Here is a 16410-nt window from a genome sequence, read left to right as displayed (position 1 = left end):
GTACCGTTGTACCCGCAATGAAGTTACCAAAATACGGGCGAACGGTCCCGAGGTCGCGCGCTGCCTTTCTGTACCTGCAAGGTGTGCACGAACCAACCAATTCAGCAAGCAATTCGGGACAGCAGGTAACCGTCGGTGACGATCAATTACCGTGTGATCATCTCCTGGTGAGAAATTAACGAAACAGGTGAGAAATGGCTGTCAAGTACCCATTGTCAGCCGGATCAAATCGGCGGGAGTCATCGTGGCGATGTCGGCATCCGCCGCCGTGGCCTCCGGGGTGTCCGGAGTGGACTCGGTCGCACCGTCGAGTGCGCGCAGCCGGTCGAGCAGCCCTGCCGCCCGCAGTCGGCCGAGGGGGATCCGCGCCAGGAGCGCCCGCAGTTGCGTCTCCTCGTCGACCTCGGCATCCGCTTCGGTGAGCGAGTCGAGGAGGAACGCCACCACTGCGGTGGCGGTCGGATAGTCGAAGATCAGCGTCGAGGGCAGTCGAAGCCCCGTCGCCGACTGCAGTCCGTTGCGCAGCTCCACCGCGGTCACCGAGGTGAGCCCCAGCTCCTGGAAGGACAGTTCGACGCTCACCTGCTCGCCCCCTGCGAAGCCCAGCACGGCCGCCACCCACCCGCGCACGATGCCGAGCAGATGGTCGTGGCGTGCTTCCGGAGTCATCGCGGCCAGCCGGGCGGCCAGTGCGGCGCTGTCGGCCTCGACGTCGATCGTCTCGGCTGCCTCGGCGCGCAGCAGGCCACGCAGCAACGGCGGAACCGGGCCTGTCGGGCGGCGCAGCCTGGTCCCGAGGAGCACCGCGTTCGGGGTGCACACCGCGTGGACGGCCAGAGCCTGGATCTCCGCGTCGCTCAACCCGGCCTCCCAGCGCAGCGCGGTCGCGGGCAGACCGGCTGCCATCCGCTGCCGGACGAGCGCCTCGCCGTAGTCGGAGGCGGACAACAGAACGAGCGGATTCGAACCGGCCAGCAGGCTGGCCTCCCGGATGCCGTCCGGGTCGGCGGCCCAACAGACGACGCCTGCGGGCCCGTGGGGCGCCACGTCGTCCGCACCTTGAACCCGCTTATCGCCCAAGGCCTCGGTCACGGCCGTGACGATCTGCGGTGGGGCGCCGAGGACCACCACGGTCCCCTCCGGTCCGAAAGCCGACGCCGCGTCGCCCGCGGCCGCCGTGGCCCGGCGCAGCCTTCGAACGTGGGCACGTCCCGATCGCAACGCCACCTCGGTCTCGTCGCCGGTCGCGGGCACACTGTCGACCTCGGCGGCGTCGCGGTCGACGAGCACCACCCCGGCGGAGCGCAGCAGCCCGGCGAGGTGGCTCTGTACCGGGTCGATCCGGTCGTGCGATTCGACCGTCGCCGCGCCTCGGGTGACCACCACGAGCCGAGTGTCCGGCTCCCGCGCGGACAGCACGTGCGACGCCCATTCCTCGGCCGCCGCCACGTCCTCGCCGAAGTCCGGCGCCACGACGAAGGACTCCTCGGCCCCCGCGAGACCCACCGGCATCCACGTCGTCTCGAAGAGCAGCTCCGAGGTGCCGCCTGCGGCGAGAGCCTGCGCCGAGACCGGCCGAACCACCAACGACGCCACCTCGAACACCGGGACACCCACCGCGTCGGTCGCCGACACCGACACCGATCCGCCGTCGTTCATGCCCAGCCGGACCCGCATCGCCTGCCCGGGGGCGGTGCCGAAACGGACGCCGGTGAACGAGAACGGCATCGCGATGCCCTGCCCGTCGCCGCCGGTCACAGCGATGCCCTGCAACGCTGCGTCCAGCAACGCCGGGTGGATCAGATGCCCGGTGGTGTCCGACGAGGACAGCTCGACCTCGGTGAACACATCTCCGGCCCGCCACACCCGGCGCAGCCCTCGGAACGCCGGACCGTAAGTCGCGCCTGCGGCGTCGATGCGCTCGTAGAAACCCTCGATCACCACCGGTTCGGCCGCTGCCGGCGGCCACGGGCCGACGGTGGAGTCCAGCGGATGCGACGTCGACCGGAGGAACCCCTCGGCGTGGCGAATCCACGGCCGGTCGAGATCGTCGTCCACCTGTGAGGAGATCGACACCGCCCGCTCACCCACCTCGTCCACCGCACCCGCCGTGACCTGCAGCCGGACCGTCGCCCCGTCGGGAAGTGTCAGCGGGGCCCGCAGCGTCAACTCGCGGACCTCCTCGGCGCCGGTGTGACGTCCCAGCCACCCCGCCAGGTCCAGCAACGCGGTCGCGGGCACCACGACCTGGCCGAACACGACATGCTCGCCCAGCCACGGCCGGGTACCCGCCGAGATCCGCCCGGTGGCCAGCACCCCGCCGTCGGCGAGGTCCACCACCGCACCCAGCAACGGGTGCCCGGCGGGTTCGAGCCCCACCGTCCTCGGATCACCGGTGTGCCGGGGCGGTTCCAACCAGTATCGGCGTCGCTGGAACGCATAGGTCGGCAACGCGACCCGATGCCCGCCGCCGACCAGTTCGACCAGCCGCACCGGCAACCCCGCCACGTACGCCTCGGACAACGACCGCAGCATCCGTTCCTGTCCGCCCTCGTCGCGGCGCAACGTGCCGATCGTGACCAGTTCCCGTGCCACCGCCGGATCCTCGGCGGCGTCGGCGTTCTCCCAGAGCGCCATGGCGAGCACCGGATGCGGCGAGACCTCCACGAACGCGCGGTGCCCGTCGGCGAGCAACGCGGCCGAGGCCTGCCCGAAACGCACCGGTTCCCGAAGATTGCGGTACCAGTAGTCGGCGTCCAACGACGTCGTGGCGATCCGCCCCCCGGTGACGGTGGAATAGAACGCCACCTCACTCTCCCGGGGCTTCACCGCGGCCAACTCCCGGGACAGCGCGCCGGCGAGCACCTCCACATGACCGGAGTGCGAGGCGTAGTCCACGGCGATACGGCGGGCCCGGATCTCCCGGTCGGCGCAGTGGCGTAGGAACTCCTCGGCCGCGTCGGCGTCGCCGGAGACCACCGAGGACAGCGCACTGTTGCGCCCGGCGACCCCCAGCCGTCCAGCCCAGGGCGTCAACAGTTCCTCGAGGTCGTCACCGGCCACGGGCACCGCGATCATCGCGCCCTTACCGGAGAGCTGCGCGGCGACCAACCGGGACCGCACCGCGACGATCAGCGCCCCGTCGGCCAGCGACAGCGCACCCGCGACACACGCCGCGGCCACCTCGCCCTGGGAGTGCCCGACCACCGCGGCCGGTTCGACGCCGTGGGAACGCCACAACGCGGCCAACGACACCATCACGGCCCACAACGCCGGTTGCACCACGTCGACGCGTTCCAGCATCGGATCACCCGCCGGGCGGCCCAGCACCTCGGTCAACGACCAGTCCACCAACGGGTCCAGCGCCCGAGCACACTCCGCGAGTGCCTCGGCGAACACCGGCGAACGGGACGCCAACTCCGCGCCCATGCCCGCCCACTGCGAGCCCTGACCGCCGAAGACGAAGACCGGACGACCCCCACGGGCACGTCCTCGCACCACCAGCGCGGCGGCGCCCTCGCCTGCGAGCGTGTCGAGTCCACTGCGCAACTCGGCACGGTCGGCGCAGATCAGCACCGCCCGCTCCTCGAACGCGGCCCGATGCTCGACGAGCGAGTAGGCCAGATCCGTCACGCTCAGATCCGGGTCCGCGTCCAGGTGGGCCAGCAGCCTGGCGGCCTGCTCCCGCAACGCGGCCGTGCTCCGCGCAGACAGTGCCACGGGAATCGGCCGGTCGGGTTCCGGCGACGCGGCCTCCTCGATGGGCGGTGCCTGTTGAAGAACGGCGTGCGCGTTGGTGCCGCTCACCCCGAACGACGACACCGCCGCCCGCCGAGGCCCTTCGATCGCCGGCCACGGCTGCGTCGAGGTGGCCAGCGCGATCGCACCGCCACTCCAGTCCACATGAGAGCTGGGCGCCTCGACGTGCAGAGTCTGGGGCACCAGGCCGTAGCGCAACGCCTGCACCATCTTGATGACCCCGGCCACCCCAGCGGCGTACTGCGTGTGGCCGATATTCGATTTGATCGACCCCAACAGCAACGGTGTCGCCCGGTCCCGGCCATAGGTCGCCAGCAGGGCGCGCGCCTCGATCGGATCACCCAACGTGGTGCCGGTGCCGTGCCCCTCGACCACCGCCACCTCCGAGCCCGCCAACTCGCTCTCGGCCAGCACCTGGCGGATGAGCCGCCGCTGCGCCGACCCGTTCGGCGCGGTCAGCCCATTGGAGGCGCCGTCCTGGTTCACGCCGGAGCCCACGAGCACCGCCAATACCGGGTGGCCGTTGGCCTGGGCCTCCGACAGCCGTTCCAACACGACGACGCCGGCACCCTCTCCCCAACCCGTGCCGTCGGCCGCATCGGCGAACGCCTTGCACCGACCGTCCCTGGCCAGACCGCCCTGCCGGGAGAACTCGCTGTAAGCACCCGGGGTGGCCATCACCGTCACACCACCGGCCAACGCCAGCGTCGACTCGTCCCGACGCAGCGACTGCACGGCGAGGTGGATACCGACCAACGACGAGGAGCAGGCCGTGTCCACGGTCAGCGCGGGCCCCTCCAACCCCAGGACGTAGGCGACCCGACCGGACAACACACTGGCCGAGGTCCCGGTGAGCAGATGGCCGTCCTCGGCGTGCTCCGAGGCCGCCAGCAGACCGGCGAACTCCTGAGAGGTGCCGCCGAAGAAGACCCCGGTGCGGCTACCCCGCAACAGGGTGGGGTCGATGCCCGCGCGTTCCAGGGACTCCCAGGACAGTTCCAACAGCAGGCGTTGCTGCGGATCGGAGGCCATGGCCTCCCGAGGTGAGATACCGAAGAACTCGGCGTCGAAGTCCCCCGGCCCGTCGATGAACCCACCGTCGAGCGGGGTGGCCCGGTCACCGTCGGTCGCCCCATACAGCGTCGACGCCTCCCAGCTACGGTCGGCCGGGAATGCGCCCACCCCGTCGACGCCGTCGCGAACCAACCGCCACAGGTCCTCGGGATCGCGGACCCCTCCGGGAAACCGACACGCCATCCCGACGATCGCGATCGGCTCCGCCGCCCGACGGCGGGTCTCGGTGAGCTGCTCCTGGAAACGCTTCGCGTCGGTGACGGCCCGGCGAAGATAGTCGCGAAGCTTGTCGTCCTCGGCCATCAGCCCTCAGCTCCTCCGTGCGCCGCGTAACCCTGATCGACCAGGGCGAAGAGATCCTCGTTGCTCGCCTCGTCCAGGTCCTCGCCGCCGCCGTCGCCCGCCCACCGGTCCATCAGCTCGCGCAACCGGTGGGTGAGCCGATGCCGATCGGCGGCGTCGGCGGGCACCAACCCCAGGGCTTCCTCGAGTTCGGCCACCACCCGCAGGCCCTCGTCGACCCGCGAGACCTCGGCAGGCGCCAACTCCTCGCGTAACTGGGCGGCGAGCTCGACCGGCGTCGGATGGTCGAACAGCAACGTCGTCGGCAACCGCAAACCGGTCCGCGCACCGAGGTGGTTGCGCAACTCGACCGCGGTGAGCGAATCGAAACCCAGATCGGTGAAGGGCCGTTGCGCGGGCACCGACGCCGTCGAGGCATGCCCGAGCACCCGGGCCGCCCCCGAACGCACCACCTCGATCAACACCTCGTGCTGCTCGGCCACCGGCAGCCGGGCCAACCGGTCGCGCAACCCGCCTACCGCACCCGCTTCCTCACCGGCCGAGGCGCGGCGGCGCGACCCCGGCCGGGTGGCGAGGTTACGCAGTAGCTCCGGCACGTCGTCGGCCTGCCCGATCCGGGCCGCATTCACCGCGATCGGCGCAAGCAGGGTGTGTGCCGATGCGGTGGCCGCGTCGAAACGGGCCAGACCGTCGGCGACGGTGAGAGCACCGAAACCCGTCCGATCCATGCGTTGTCGATCGGCTTCCGACAACTCGGCCGTCATACCCGCCGTCCCGACCCACGCACCCCACGCCAACGACTGCGCAGCCAAACCCAACGATCGCCGATGGTGGGCCAACGCATCCAGATAGGTGTTGCCTGCCGCGTAGTTCGCCTGCCCGGCCCCACCGAGAATGCCCGCAGCACTGGAGAACACCACGAACGCCGCGAGATCCGACGTGGCGGTCGCCTCATGCAAACGCCACGCCCCATCCACCTTGGGCCGCAACACCGTGTGCAGCTGCTCGGCGGTCAACGCCGAACTCACCGCGTCATCGAGGACACCCGCCGCATGCACCACCGCCGTCAGCGGGTGTTCCACCGGGATCCGCGCCAGCAGAGCCGACAACTGCCCGGCAACGGCCACATCGCAGGCCGCGACCGTCACCCGACAACCCAACTCCGCCACCAACTCGGCGACCCCGGCCGCGTCCGGTCCACCGCGACCGACCAACAGCAGATGACCGGCCGGGCGGGTCGCGGCGAGATGCCGGGCCAGTGCCGCGCCGAGCCCACCCGTGCCGCCCGTGATGAGCACGGTGCCCACCGGATCCAGTGCTCGGGGCATCTGCAGCACCGCCTTGCCGACGAGCGCGGCCTGACTCAACGCCCGGAACGCCTCCCGGCCCCGCCGCACGTCGTAGGTCGTGATCGGCTGCGCGGTCAGAGCACCCGACTCGAACAACCCCACCAGCGTGTCCAGCATCTCCCCGATCCGCTCGGGACGGGCGTCCTGGATGTCGTACGCCGCATACCGCACTCCCGGATGGTCGGCGGCGACCTCCGAGGGCACACGGATGTCGGTCTTGCCCATCTCCAGGAATCGGCCACCGCCGGGCAGCAGCCGCAGCGAGGCATCCACGAAATCCCCCGCCAGACAGTCCAACACCAGGTCCAGCCCAGACCCGCCCGTGGCCGCCAGGAATTCCGCTTCGAAGTCGAGGGTGCGCGAGTTCGCGATCCGCTCCGGCGCCAACCCCATCGACGCCAAGGTCGAATGCTTGCCGGGGCTGGCGGTCGCGAAGACCTCACCGCCGAAATGCCGCACCAATTGCACCGCGGCCATGCCGACACCACCGGCGGCGGCGTGCACCAACACCTTCTGCCCCGAACGCAGCCCACCCAGATCGACAAGGCCGTAATAGGCTGTGAGGAAGGTCAACGGCACCCCGGCCGCCCGAGTGAACGACCAACCCCTCGGCATCCGGCTCAACCACCGGTGATGGGTGATCGCCAGCGGACCCAACGAATCCGGGCACAAACCCATCACCCGGTCGCCCACCGCCAGGTCGGCGACCTCGGCGCCCGTCTCGACGACGATCCCCGCCATCTCACCGCCGATCCCGGCCAGACCCTGCACCAAGCCCAGGGCCACCACGACATCGCGGAAGTTCACGCCCGCCGCGACCACCTCGACCCGCACCTCGTGCGCGGCCAGCGGCCGCTGCGCCTCGGGGGCGGCCACCAACGCCAACGCGTCCAACGTGCCGCCGCCGGTGCTGTCCAACCGCCACGGCCCCCGATCCGGCGGCCGCAGCATGTCGCCTTCGGAGGACACCGCCGCCAACCTCGGCACGGTCGCCCTACCGTGTCGCACCGCGACCTGCCCGGCGGCGCCGCCCGCCAGCGCGGGCACCACCCGCACCGAAGCGGGATCGTCGTCGATATCCACCAACACCAGCCGCCCGGGATTCTCGTTCTGCATGGAGCGCAGCAACCCCCACACCACCGAGGCCGACAGATCGACCACGTCCTCGCCCTCACCGGCGGCGATGGCCCGGCGGGTCACGACCACGACGTCCTCGTCGGCGGCCAACCGTTGGCGAACCCGATCGAGGGTCTCCTCGGCGACCCGGTGTGCCTCGGCGGGATCGGCCCAACCCGTTCCCGCGACGCACAGCACGCTCGGGCCCGGCCCCGCATCGACAACCTCGCCCACCCCGAACGGGTCCGGTCCGATCAGCCGCACACCACGGACCTCTCCCACCGTGGCCGGGGTACTCCAGTCGACGCGGAACAGGCCGTCGTCCCGGTGCGCCGCCTGCGCGACCGGCTCGGCCGCGCGCAGCACCAACCGCTCCACCGTCGCCACCGGCGCACCCGTTCCATCGGCCACCACGATGTGCCAACCGCCGTCCACCGGGGACAACCGCACCCGGGCCGCGGTCGCCCCGGACGCCACGAGCCGCACCCCGGTCCAGGCGAAGGGAAGCTGCAACTCGTTCCCGGTCCCCGCCGCCGACAACATGTGCAGCGCGGCGTCGAGCAACGCGGGGTGGATGCCGTACCGCCCCGCCGATGCCCGATCCTCCTCTCGCAACGCGATCTCGGCGTACAACTCCTCCCCTGCCCGCCAGGCCGCCCGAACACCCCGGAAGGTGTCGCCGTACCCGTACCCGGCGGCCGCCAGATCCGCATAGAGCGAACCGACATCCAACGCCGAGGCGCCGACCGGCGGCCACACCGACAACTCGGCGATCTCGGCCCCGTCCTCCTCGGCCAGGACACCGGAGGCATGCGCCACCCACGTCCCCTCGGGTCGAGCCGAGTGCACCGACACCCGCCTGCGGCCGTCCTCGTCGTCCTCGGACACCCGCACCTGCACGTCCACCGCCCCATCCAGCGGCAGCGGCGCGTGCAACACCAATTCGTCCAGTCGCCCGCAACCGATGCGATCGCCCGCCTGGATCGTCATCTCCACCAACGCCGAACCCGGCAGCAACACCGTCCCGGCCACGACGTGTTCGGCCAGCCACGGCTCCACCGCCTCGGACAACACCCCGCTCGACACCACGCCGCCGCCCTCGGCCAACACCACGCTCGCCCCCAGCAACGGGTGCACGCCACCCTGCCCCGACACCGCACGCACCGGATCGGCCACGGCACGCGGCAGCCAATACCGGGCCGTCTGGAACGCATAGGTGGGCAACTCCACCCGCCGGGGTGCCCGCTCGGAATACACCGCCGCCCAATCGACCGGCACACCGTGCGCCGCAGCCCGAGCGATCCCGGTCAACAACGTCGCGGCCTCGTCCTGATCGCGACGCAACAACGCCAGATGCGCCCCGTCGGGCGGCGCCATCGCCGTGAGCGCCGCATCCGGCCCGATCTCGACACACACATCCACGCCGTCGGCCACCAGCGCCGCATGCACGTCGACGAACCTCACCGGATCGCGCACCTGCCGCACCCAGTAGTCCGGATCGCTCCACCCGGCCGCGTCCTGCGTCCGCCCCAGCACACCCGAGACCAACGGCAACACCGGTTCCCCGGCCTCGACACCGGCGGCGACCGCCGCGAAGGGCTCCAACATCGCATCCATGTGCGCGGAGTGGAAAGCGTGCGACACGTTCAACCGCCGCGTGCGATGACCTGCGGCGGCGAGCTTCTCCGCCACCACCCCGACCGCCTCGGCATCACCCGAGAGCACCACGGCCCGCTCGCCGTTGACGGCCGCGACCGCCACCCCGTCGACACCGTCCACCAAGGGCCGCACCTCGGACTCCGAAGCGGTGACCGACACCATCGCACCCCCGGCCGGGCACTGCTGCATGAGACTGCCCCGCGCCGCGACCAGCGTGCACGCATCCGCCAGTGAAAACACCCCGGCGGCGTGCGCGGCGGCCAACTCCCCGATGGAATGCCCGGCCACCACATCGGGACGCACCCCCCAGGAAGCCAACAACGCCACCAACGCCACCTCCACCGCGAACAACGCAGGTTGGGCGTACTCGGTGGTGTCCAACGCCTCCGCATCCTCGAGCACCTCGCGCAACGGCCGACCCAACAGCGGGTCCAGCACCGCACACACCTCGTCGAAGGCCCGGGCATACATCGGGAACGCCGCATCCAACCGCAGGCCCATCGACACCCGCTGGGCGCCCTGCCCGGTGAAGAGGAACGCCGTCCGCACCTCGCGGGCCTCCACCACCGACCCGTCATCCGAGGCCGAGGCGACCAGCCCCGCCGCCGTCACCGCACCGGCAGGCACCGCGACACGCATCCGACCCGCCGTCCGGCAGACCCCCAGGGTGAACGCGACGTCCACGGCCCGCTGATCCGGCCGCGCGACCAGATGCTCGGCCAACCGGACCGCGTTGGCACGCAACGCCTCCGGCGACTGCCCGGACAGCACCAACGCCACCGGACCGTCATCCGCAGCGGGCCCGGCCTGCTTCGGCGCATCCTGCGGGGCCTCGATGATGACGTGGGCGTTCGTACCGGACACCCCGAACGACGACACCGCCGCCCGCCGAGGCCCCGCAGGCCACGCCTGCTCCTCGGCAAGCAACCGCACCGCACCCGCAGACCAGTCGATCATCGTCGAGGGCTCGCCTGCATGCAGTGTCCTGGGCAGCACACCATGCCGCATCGACATGATCATCTTGATCACGCCTGCCACACCCGCCGCCGCCTGTGTATGCCCCAGATTCGACTTCACCGAACCCAACCACGCAGGAACCTCCCGGTCCTGCCCGTAGGTCGCCAACAACGCCTGCACCTCGATCGGATCACCCAGGGTCGTACCGGTGCCATGTCCCTCGACCACCGCCACATCCCCGGGCACCAGACCCGCAGCCGCCAACGCCGCCCGGATGACCCGCTGCTGCGCCGGACCATTCGGCGCCGTCAACCCGTTCGACGCACCATCGGAATTCACGGCCGAACCACTGACCACCGCCAACACCGGGTGACCCAGCCGACGCGCATCCGACAGGCGCTCCACGAGCAACAGGCCCACGCCCTCGCTCCACCCCGTGCCATCCGCGCCCGCCCCATAGGACTTGCACCGCCCGTCGACCGACAGACCACGCTGCCTGCTGAACTCCACGAACGTGCCCGGCGTCGACATCACCGTCACACCACCGGCCAACGCCAGATCGCACTCCCCGTTGCGCAACGCCTGCGCGGCCAGATGCAACGACACCAACGACGACGAACACGCCGTGTCGACACTGATCGCGGGCCCCTCCAACCCCAAGGCGTAGGCCACCCGACCCGACAACACACTCGCCGCCGTACCCAGACCGCTATGGCCACCCGTCTCCGACTCGATACCGGTGGGCCACGAGCCGTAGTCGTTGTACATCACACCCGTGAACACCCCGGTGCGGCTGCCACGCACCGACTCCGCCGCGATCCCAGCCCGCTCGAACGCCTCCCACGCCGTGTGCAGCAACAATCGCTGCTGCGGATCCATCGCCACGGCCTCCCGAGGCGAGATCCCGAAGAACTCGGCATCGAACTCGCCCGCATCGTGCAGGAACCCGCCATGGCGCGTGTAACTGTGGCCCGGCAACCCCGGCTCGGGGTCGTACAGGGCCTCGACGTCCCAACCCCGATCCGAGGGCATCTCCGAGATCGCATCCACCCCATCGCGAACCAGGTCCCACAACTGCTCGGGGCTGTGCACCCCACCCGGATAGCGGCAGGCCATGCCCACCACCACGATCGGATCCGCCGTGGACACGACGTTCGGCGTCGAAGCCTCGGCCACCGGGGTCGCCGATCCCGACCAACAACGGTGCAGGTGCTCCGCCAGAGCCGAGGGCGTCGGATGGTCGAAGATCGCCGTGGCAGGCAGCCGCACCCCCGTCGCCGTGCCGAGCCGATTACGCAATTCGATGGCGGCCAGCGAATCGAACCCCAGATCGGTGAACGGCCGCCGATCGTCCACCGCATCGGGACCGTCGTGCCCCAACACACCCGCGGTCACCTCGCGGACCAGATCACGCACCGCCCTCGCCGCCTCGGGCCCGGTCAGACCGGCGAGTCGATCCCCGAACCCCGAACGTCCCCTGCCCGCCGCCCGCCGCACCGCGACCGGCGCGGGCGCCAGCTCCCGCAGCGCGGTCGGACGGTCGGCCACCGGCACCCGCCGCAACGCGGCCCGCTCCCACCCGATGGGCGCCAGCAACACCTCGCCCGTCCGCAGACCCGAATCCAACAGCTCCAGTCCCCGACGCGCCTCCAAAGCCTGGATTCCCGTGCGCGCCAACCTGCCCGCCGCTGAGGCCTGCACCGACCCCGCCATACCGCGATCGGTCTCCCACAAACCCCACGCCAACGACTGCCCGGCAAGCCCGGCCGCCCGCCGAACCCCGGCCAGCGCGTCGAGGTAGGCGTTGGCCGCCGCGTAGTTGCCCTGCGCCGCACCGCCCAGCAGACCCGAAGCACTGGAGAACAACACGAAATGGCTCAACTCGAGATCCCGGGTGGCCTCGTGCAGGTTCCAGGCACCGTCCACCTTGGGCCCCAGCACCCGACGCAACCGGTCGACGTCCAGATCCGTCACCAACCCGTCGTCCACCACACCCGCCAGGTGGAACACCGCCGTGAGCCTCGGGATACCCGCCACCAACGACCGCACCGCCGCCGGATCGTCCACCGCACAGGCGACCACGGTGACCTCGGCATCGACATCGGCGAACGCGTCACCGCCCCGACCACTGCGATTGGTCAGCACCAGATTGCGCACCCCATGCCGCTCGATCAGATGCCGAGCCACCATCCGCCCCAGCGCACCGGTACCACCGGTGATCAACACCGTCCCCGCCGGATCGATCGGCCCAACAACGGCCCGCTCCATCGCACCCGTTTCCAGCCGCAACACATGCGCCACACCGCCGCGCAGCACCACCACCGGTTCCTCGACGCCCACGACGGCCGCCACCAGCGAATCGGCGGGCACCGCATCGGCCACCCCGACATCCACCACCACGAACCGACCCGGATGCTCGGTCCCCGCCGCCACCACCAACGCCCGGAACACCGCCGCGACCGGATCCGGCGTCTCCCCCGACAACGCCACCGACCCGCGCGTGAGAACCACCAACGTCCGATCGGCATCACCCGAATCGGCCAACCAATCCTGACAACACCGCAGCGCCGCCTCGGCGGCCCGATGCGCCGCCACCGGATCCGGACCCGCCCGATCCCACTCCGCTTCCACCACCACGAACCCCGCCGTGCCGGCCACCGCCGCAGGCAACGGAATCGGCCGCCACACCGGAACCAGCGGCGACTCCCCGCCGGGCACGGCAGCGATCGGCCGGACCGTGAGCGAATCGACCACCAACACCGGCACACCGTCGACATCGGTGGCCATCAAGCTCATCGAATCAACACCGGTCGCCGTCACCGTCACCCGCAACGCCTCGGCCCCGGGACGCAACAGACGCACACCCCGAAACTCGAACGGCACCCTCGGCGTCGCCGACGCACCACCGACCAGCGCAAACGCATGCAGCGCCGCATCGAACAACGCCGGATGCAACCCGAAAGCGCCCGCCTGCTCGGCAACCGAATCCCCCGGCACCACCTCGGCGTGCACCACCGCACCGAGCCGCCACGCCGACCGCACGCCCTGAAACGCCGGACCATACGACAGACCGGCATCCGCCAGATCCGCATAGAACTCGGTCACCTCGACCGGTTCGGCCCCCTCCGGCGGGCCGAGCGCAAACGCGGACGCCGCAGCGTCACCAGCACCCAGCGTCCCGGCCGCCACCAACACCCACGGATCCTCCGGATCCGCATCCTCAGCCCTGGCATGCACCGTGATGGCCTGCTGCGCACCGACACTCACCTGCAACTGCACCCCGGACGCCGTGGGAAGCGGCGCCTGCAACGTCAGATCGAGCACCGATTCGTGCCCCAACAGCGCAGCGGCGTGCAACGCCAACTCCACCACCGCCGCACCCGGCAGAATCGGCGTACCCGCCACGTGATGCTCCGCCAACCACGGCTGCGCCGCCTGCCCGAGATACCCGGTGAGAACCGTCGTCTCCCCCGCCGCCACCATCAGCCTGCCCGTCAACAACGGGTGCTCCGCAACATCGAGAGCAGACGGCAACCGAGGCCCCGACTTCAACCAATAGGTCCGATGCTGGAAGGCATACGTCGGAAGCTCGACATGCGCGCCCCGAGGCAGGACCGCAGCCCAATCCGGGTCGAAACCACGCTGCCACATCCGCCCCAGCGCATCACCGAGCTGCTGATCCCGATCCTTACGCTGAGCAGCCACGGCCGTGACCTCGGGCACGGTCTCCAAGACCATCGGCGTCAACACCGCATCGGGCCCGAGCTCCAAGAACGTGTCGACACCCTCCGCGACCGCCGTGCGCACCGCGGCGGCGAAACACACCGTGGCCCGCACCTGATCCACCCAGTACCGGGCCGTGGCGACATCCCCACCCGCCCCGCTGGTGCCGACGATCGGGATCTGCGGCGCCGAGAACTCCACACCCGCCAACACCTCGGCGAACTCCGCCAGCATCGGCTCCATCAACACCGAGTGGAACGCATGCGACACCGTCAACCGCTTCACCCGCGCGCCCGCCGCACGCAGCTCGACGGCCAACGCCTCGATCTCCCCCGACGGCCCCGACAACACCGTCGAAGTGGGACCGTTCACCGCCGCAACGGAGATCCCACCCGACACCTCGGTCACCGACCGATCCACCGCCAGCATCGCCCCACCCGAAGGCAAGGCCTGCATCAACCGCGCCCGCGCAGCCACCACCCGACAGGCGTCCTCCAACGACCACACCCCGGCCACCACGGCCGCAGCCAACTCGCCCACCGAGTGACCGATCAACCGATCGGGACGCAACCCCCAGGACTGCCACAATTTCCAGAGCGCGACCTGCAAGGCGAACACGGCAGGCTGAGCCACCCCGGTCGAATCCGGATCACCCTCGAACACCACCGGGTCGAACATCGCCCGCACCCGCGCATACTCCTCGGCCACCAAGGGATGCGAACCCATATCCGCATGCTGCGAACCCTGACCGGTGAAAAGCAGACCGATACCGCCCTCTCCCGGTGAGACGCCCGACTCCCAGGGCCCGTCGAACCCCATCCGGTACGCCCGATGCGTCAACCCGGTCCGCCCGGTCGCCGCCGTCCACGCCACATCCGCAGCCGCCACCGAGGGATTGGCCGCCAACCACCCGTCCATGCTCGCGACCTGCGCCGCCAACCCGGCAGCACTCGATGCCGACGCCGTGATCAACACCGGCGAATCCGAGACCACCGGGGCCGTCGGCTCTTCCACGGGCGGCGCCTCGATGATCACATGCGCATTCGTCCCACTGATCCCGAACGACGACACACCGGCCCGCCGAGGCCGATCCACCGAAGGCCAATCACGCCCCGAGGTCGCCAACTCCACGGCACCCGCCGACCAATCGACCTGGGTACTCGGCGCGTCCACATGCAACGTCGCAGGCACCCGACCATGCCGAATCGCCAGCACCATCTTGATGATCCCGGCCACGCCCGCCGCCGCCTGGGTATGCCCGATATTCGACTTGACCGACCCCAACAACAACGGCTGCTGCCGCTCCTGCCCATAGGTCGCCAACAACGCCTGCGCCTCGATCGGATCACCCAACCGCGTGCCCGTACCGTGCGCCTCCACCACGTCCACATCGGCGGCCACCAACCCCGCACCGTCCAACGCCGCCCGGATCACCCGCTGTTGCGAAGGACCATTCGGCGCGGTCAGACCATTCGACGCCCCGTCCTGGTTGACCGCCGAACCCGCCACCACGGCCAGAATCCGCCTGCCATTGCGCCGCGCATCGGACAGCCGCTCCAACACGAGCACCCCGACGCCCTCGCCCCACCCGGTGCCGTCGGCGGCGTCGGCGAAGGACTTGCACCGACCGTTCGTGGCGAGCCCACGCTGGCGCGACAACTCCACGAACGTCGTCGGCGTGGCCATCACGGTCACCCCACCCGCCAACGCCAGATCGCACTCACCCGACCGCAACGACTGCGCCGCAAGATGCAGACCGACCAGCGACGAGGAGCACGCCGTGTCCACCGTGACCGCAGGCCCCTCCAGACCCAGCGTGTAGGAGACCCGCCCCGAACCCACACTCGCGGCCATCCCGGTACTCAGATAGCCCTCGACCTCGGGCGGCAGATTGTCGTAGTCACTCGCGTAATCGTGATTCATGATCCCGGCGAACACCCCGGTACGACTGCCACGCAGCGACGGCGCCGGAATACCCGCGCTCTCCACCGCCTCCCAGCTCACCTCCAACAGCAACCGCTGCTGCGGATCGGTGGCCAACGCCTCACGCGGCGACATACCGAAGAAGTCGGCATCGAAACCACCCGGATCGCGAAGGAACGCCCCCTCGCACACATACGACCGACCACTCCGATCGGGATCCGGGTCGAACAGCCCCGCCACATCCCAACCACGGTCCGAAGGCATCGACGAGACCGCGTCCCGACCGGACGCCACCACCTCCCACAGCTCGTCGGGAGAGGTCACCCCACCGGGATATCGGCACGCCATGCCGACGATCGCGATCGGCTCGGACCTGGCTTCCTCGAGCTGACGAACGCGACGATGCGCCTGGCGCAGATCGGCCGTCATCTTTCGCAGGAAGTCGACAAGCTGTGCTTCGTTCGTCACCCTGGATACCTCGCGGCGGTCGCTGGCGAAAACCGGTCCCCCGCTCGTGTCCGGCGAGGACCAGGCGTCGCACGGCACA

General features: G+C 70.5%; 2 protein-coding genes and 2 pseudogenes. All 4 read right to left on the bottom strand.

What is annotated here, in order from left to right; genetic code table 11:
- Window positions 1-201: 201 nt before the first annotated feature.
- The 4 genes and pseudogenes from BKA25_RS28730 to BKA25_RS12560 all read right to left on the bottom strand — a co-directional run bounded on the left by BKA25_RS28730 (window position 202) and on the right by BKA25_RS12560 (window position 16331).
- Window positions 202-669: an acyl carrier protein gene (locus BKA25_RS28730; RefSeq protein ID WP_446323467.1), complete on the bottom strand. Its 468-nt coding sequence runs from the start codon at window positions 667-669 to the stop codon at window positions 202-204.
- A gap of 894 nt (window positions 670-1563) precedes the next feature.
- Window positions 1564-2346, bottom strand: a pseudogene (locus BKA25_RS28725) (polyketide synthase dehydratase domain-containing protein); the annotation flags it as partial.
- A 165-nt stretch (window positions 2347-2511) separates the two neighbouring features.
- Window positions 2512-5139, bottom strand: a pseudogene (locus BKA25_RS28720) (type I polyketide synthase); the annotation flags it as partial.
- The gene (locus BKA25_RS12560; protein WP_084643029.1) at window positions 5136-16331 is read right to left on the bottom strand and encodes a type I polyketide synthase; all 11196 of its coding nucleotides are present in this window, start codon (window positions 16329-16331) and stop codon (window positions 5136-5138) included. The pseudogene BKA25_RS28720 and the gene BKA25_RS12560, both read right to left, overlap by 4 nt.
- Window positions 16332-16410: the final 79 nt, after the last annotated feature.

This window comes from Actinoalloteichus hymeniacidonis, assembly GCF_014203365.1.
Taxonomy (GTDB): Bacteria; Actinomycetota; Actinomycetes; order Mycobacteriales; family Pseudonocardiaceae; genus Actinoalloteichus_A; species Actinoalloteichus_A hymeniacidonis.
The sequence above is the reverse complement of the archived record's forward strand: the minus strand, read 5'-3'. Positions and strand labels throughout refer to the sequence as shown.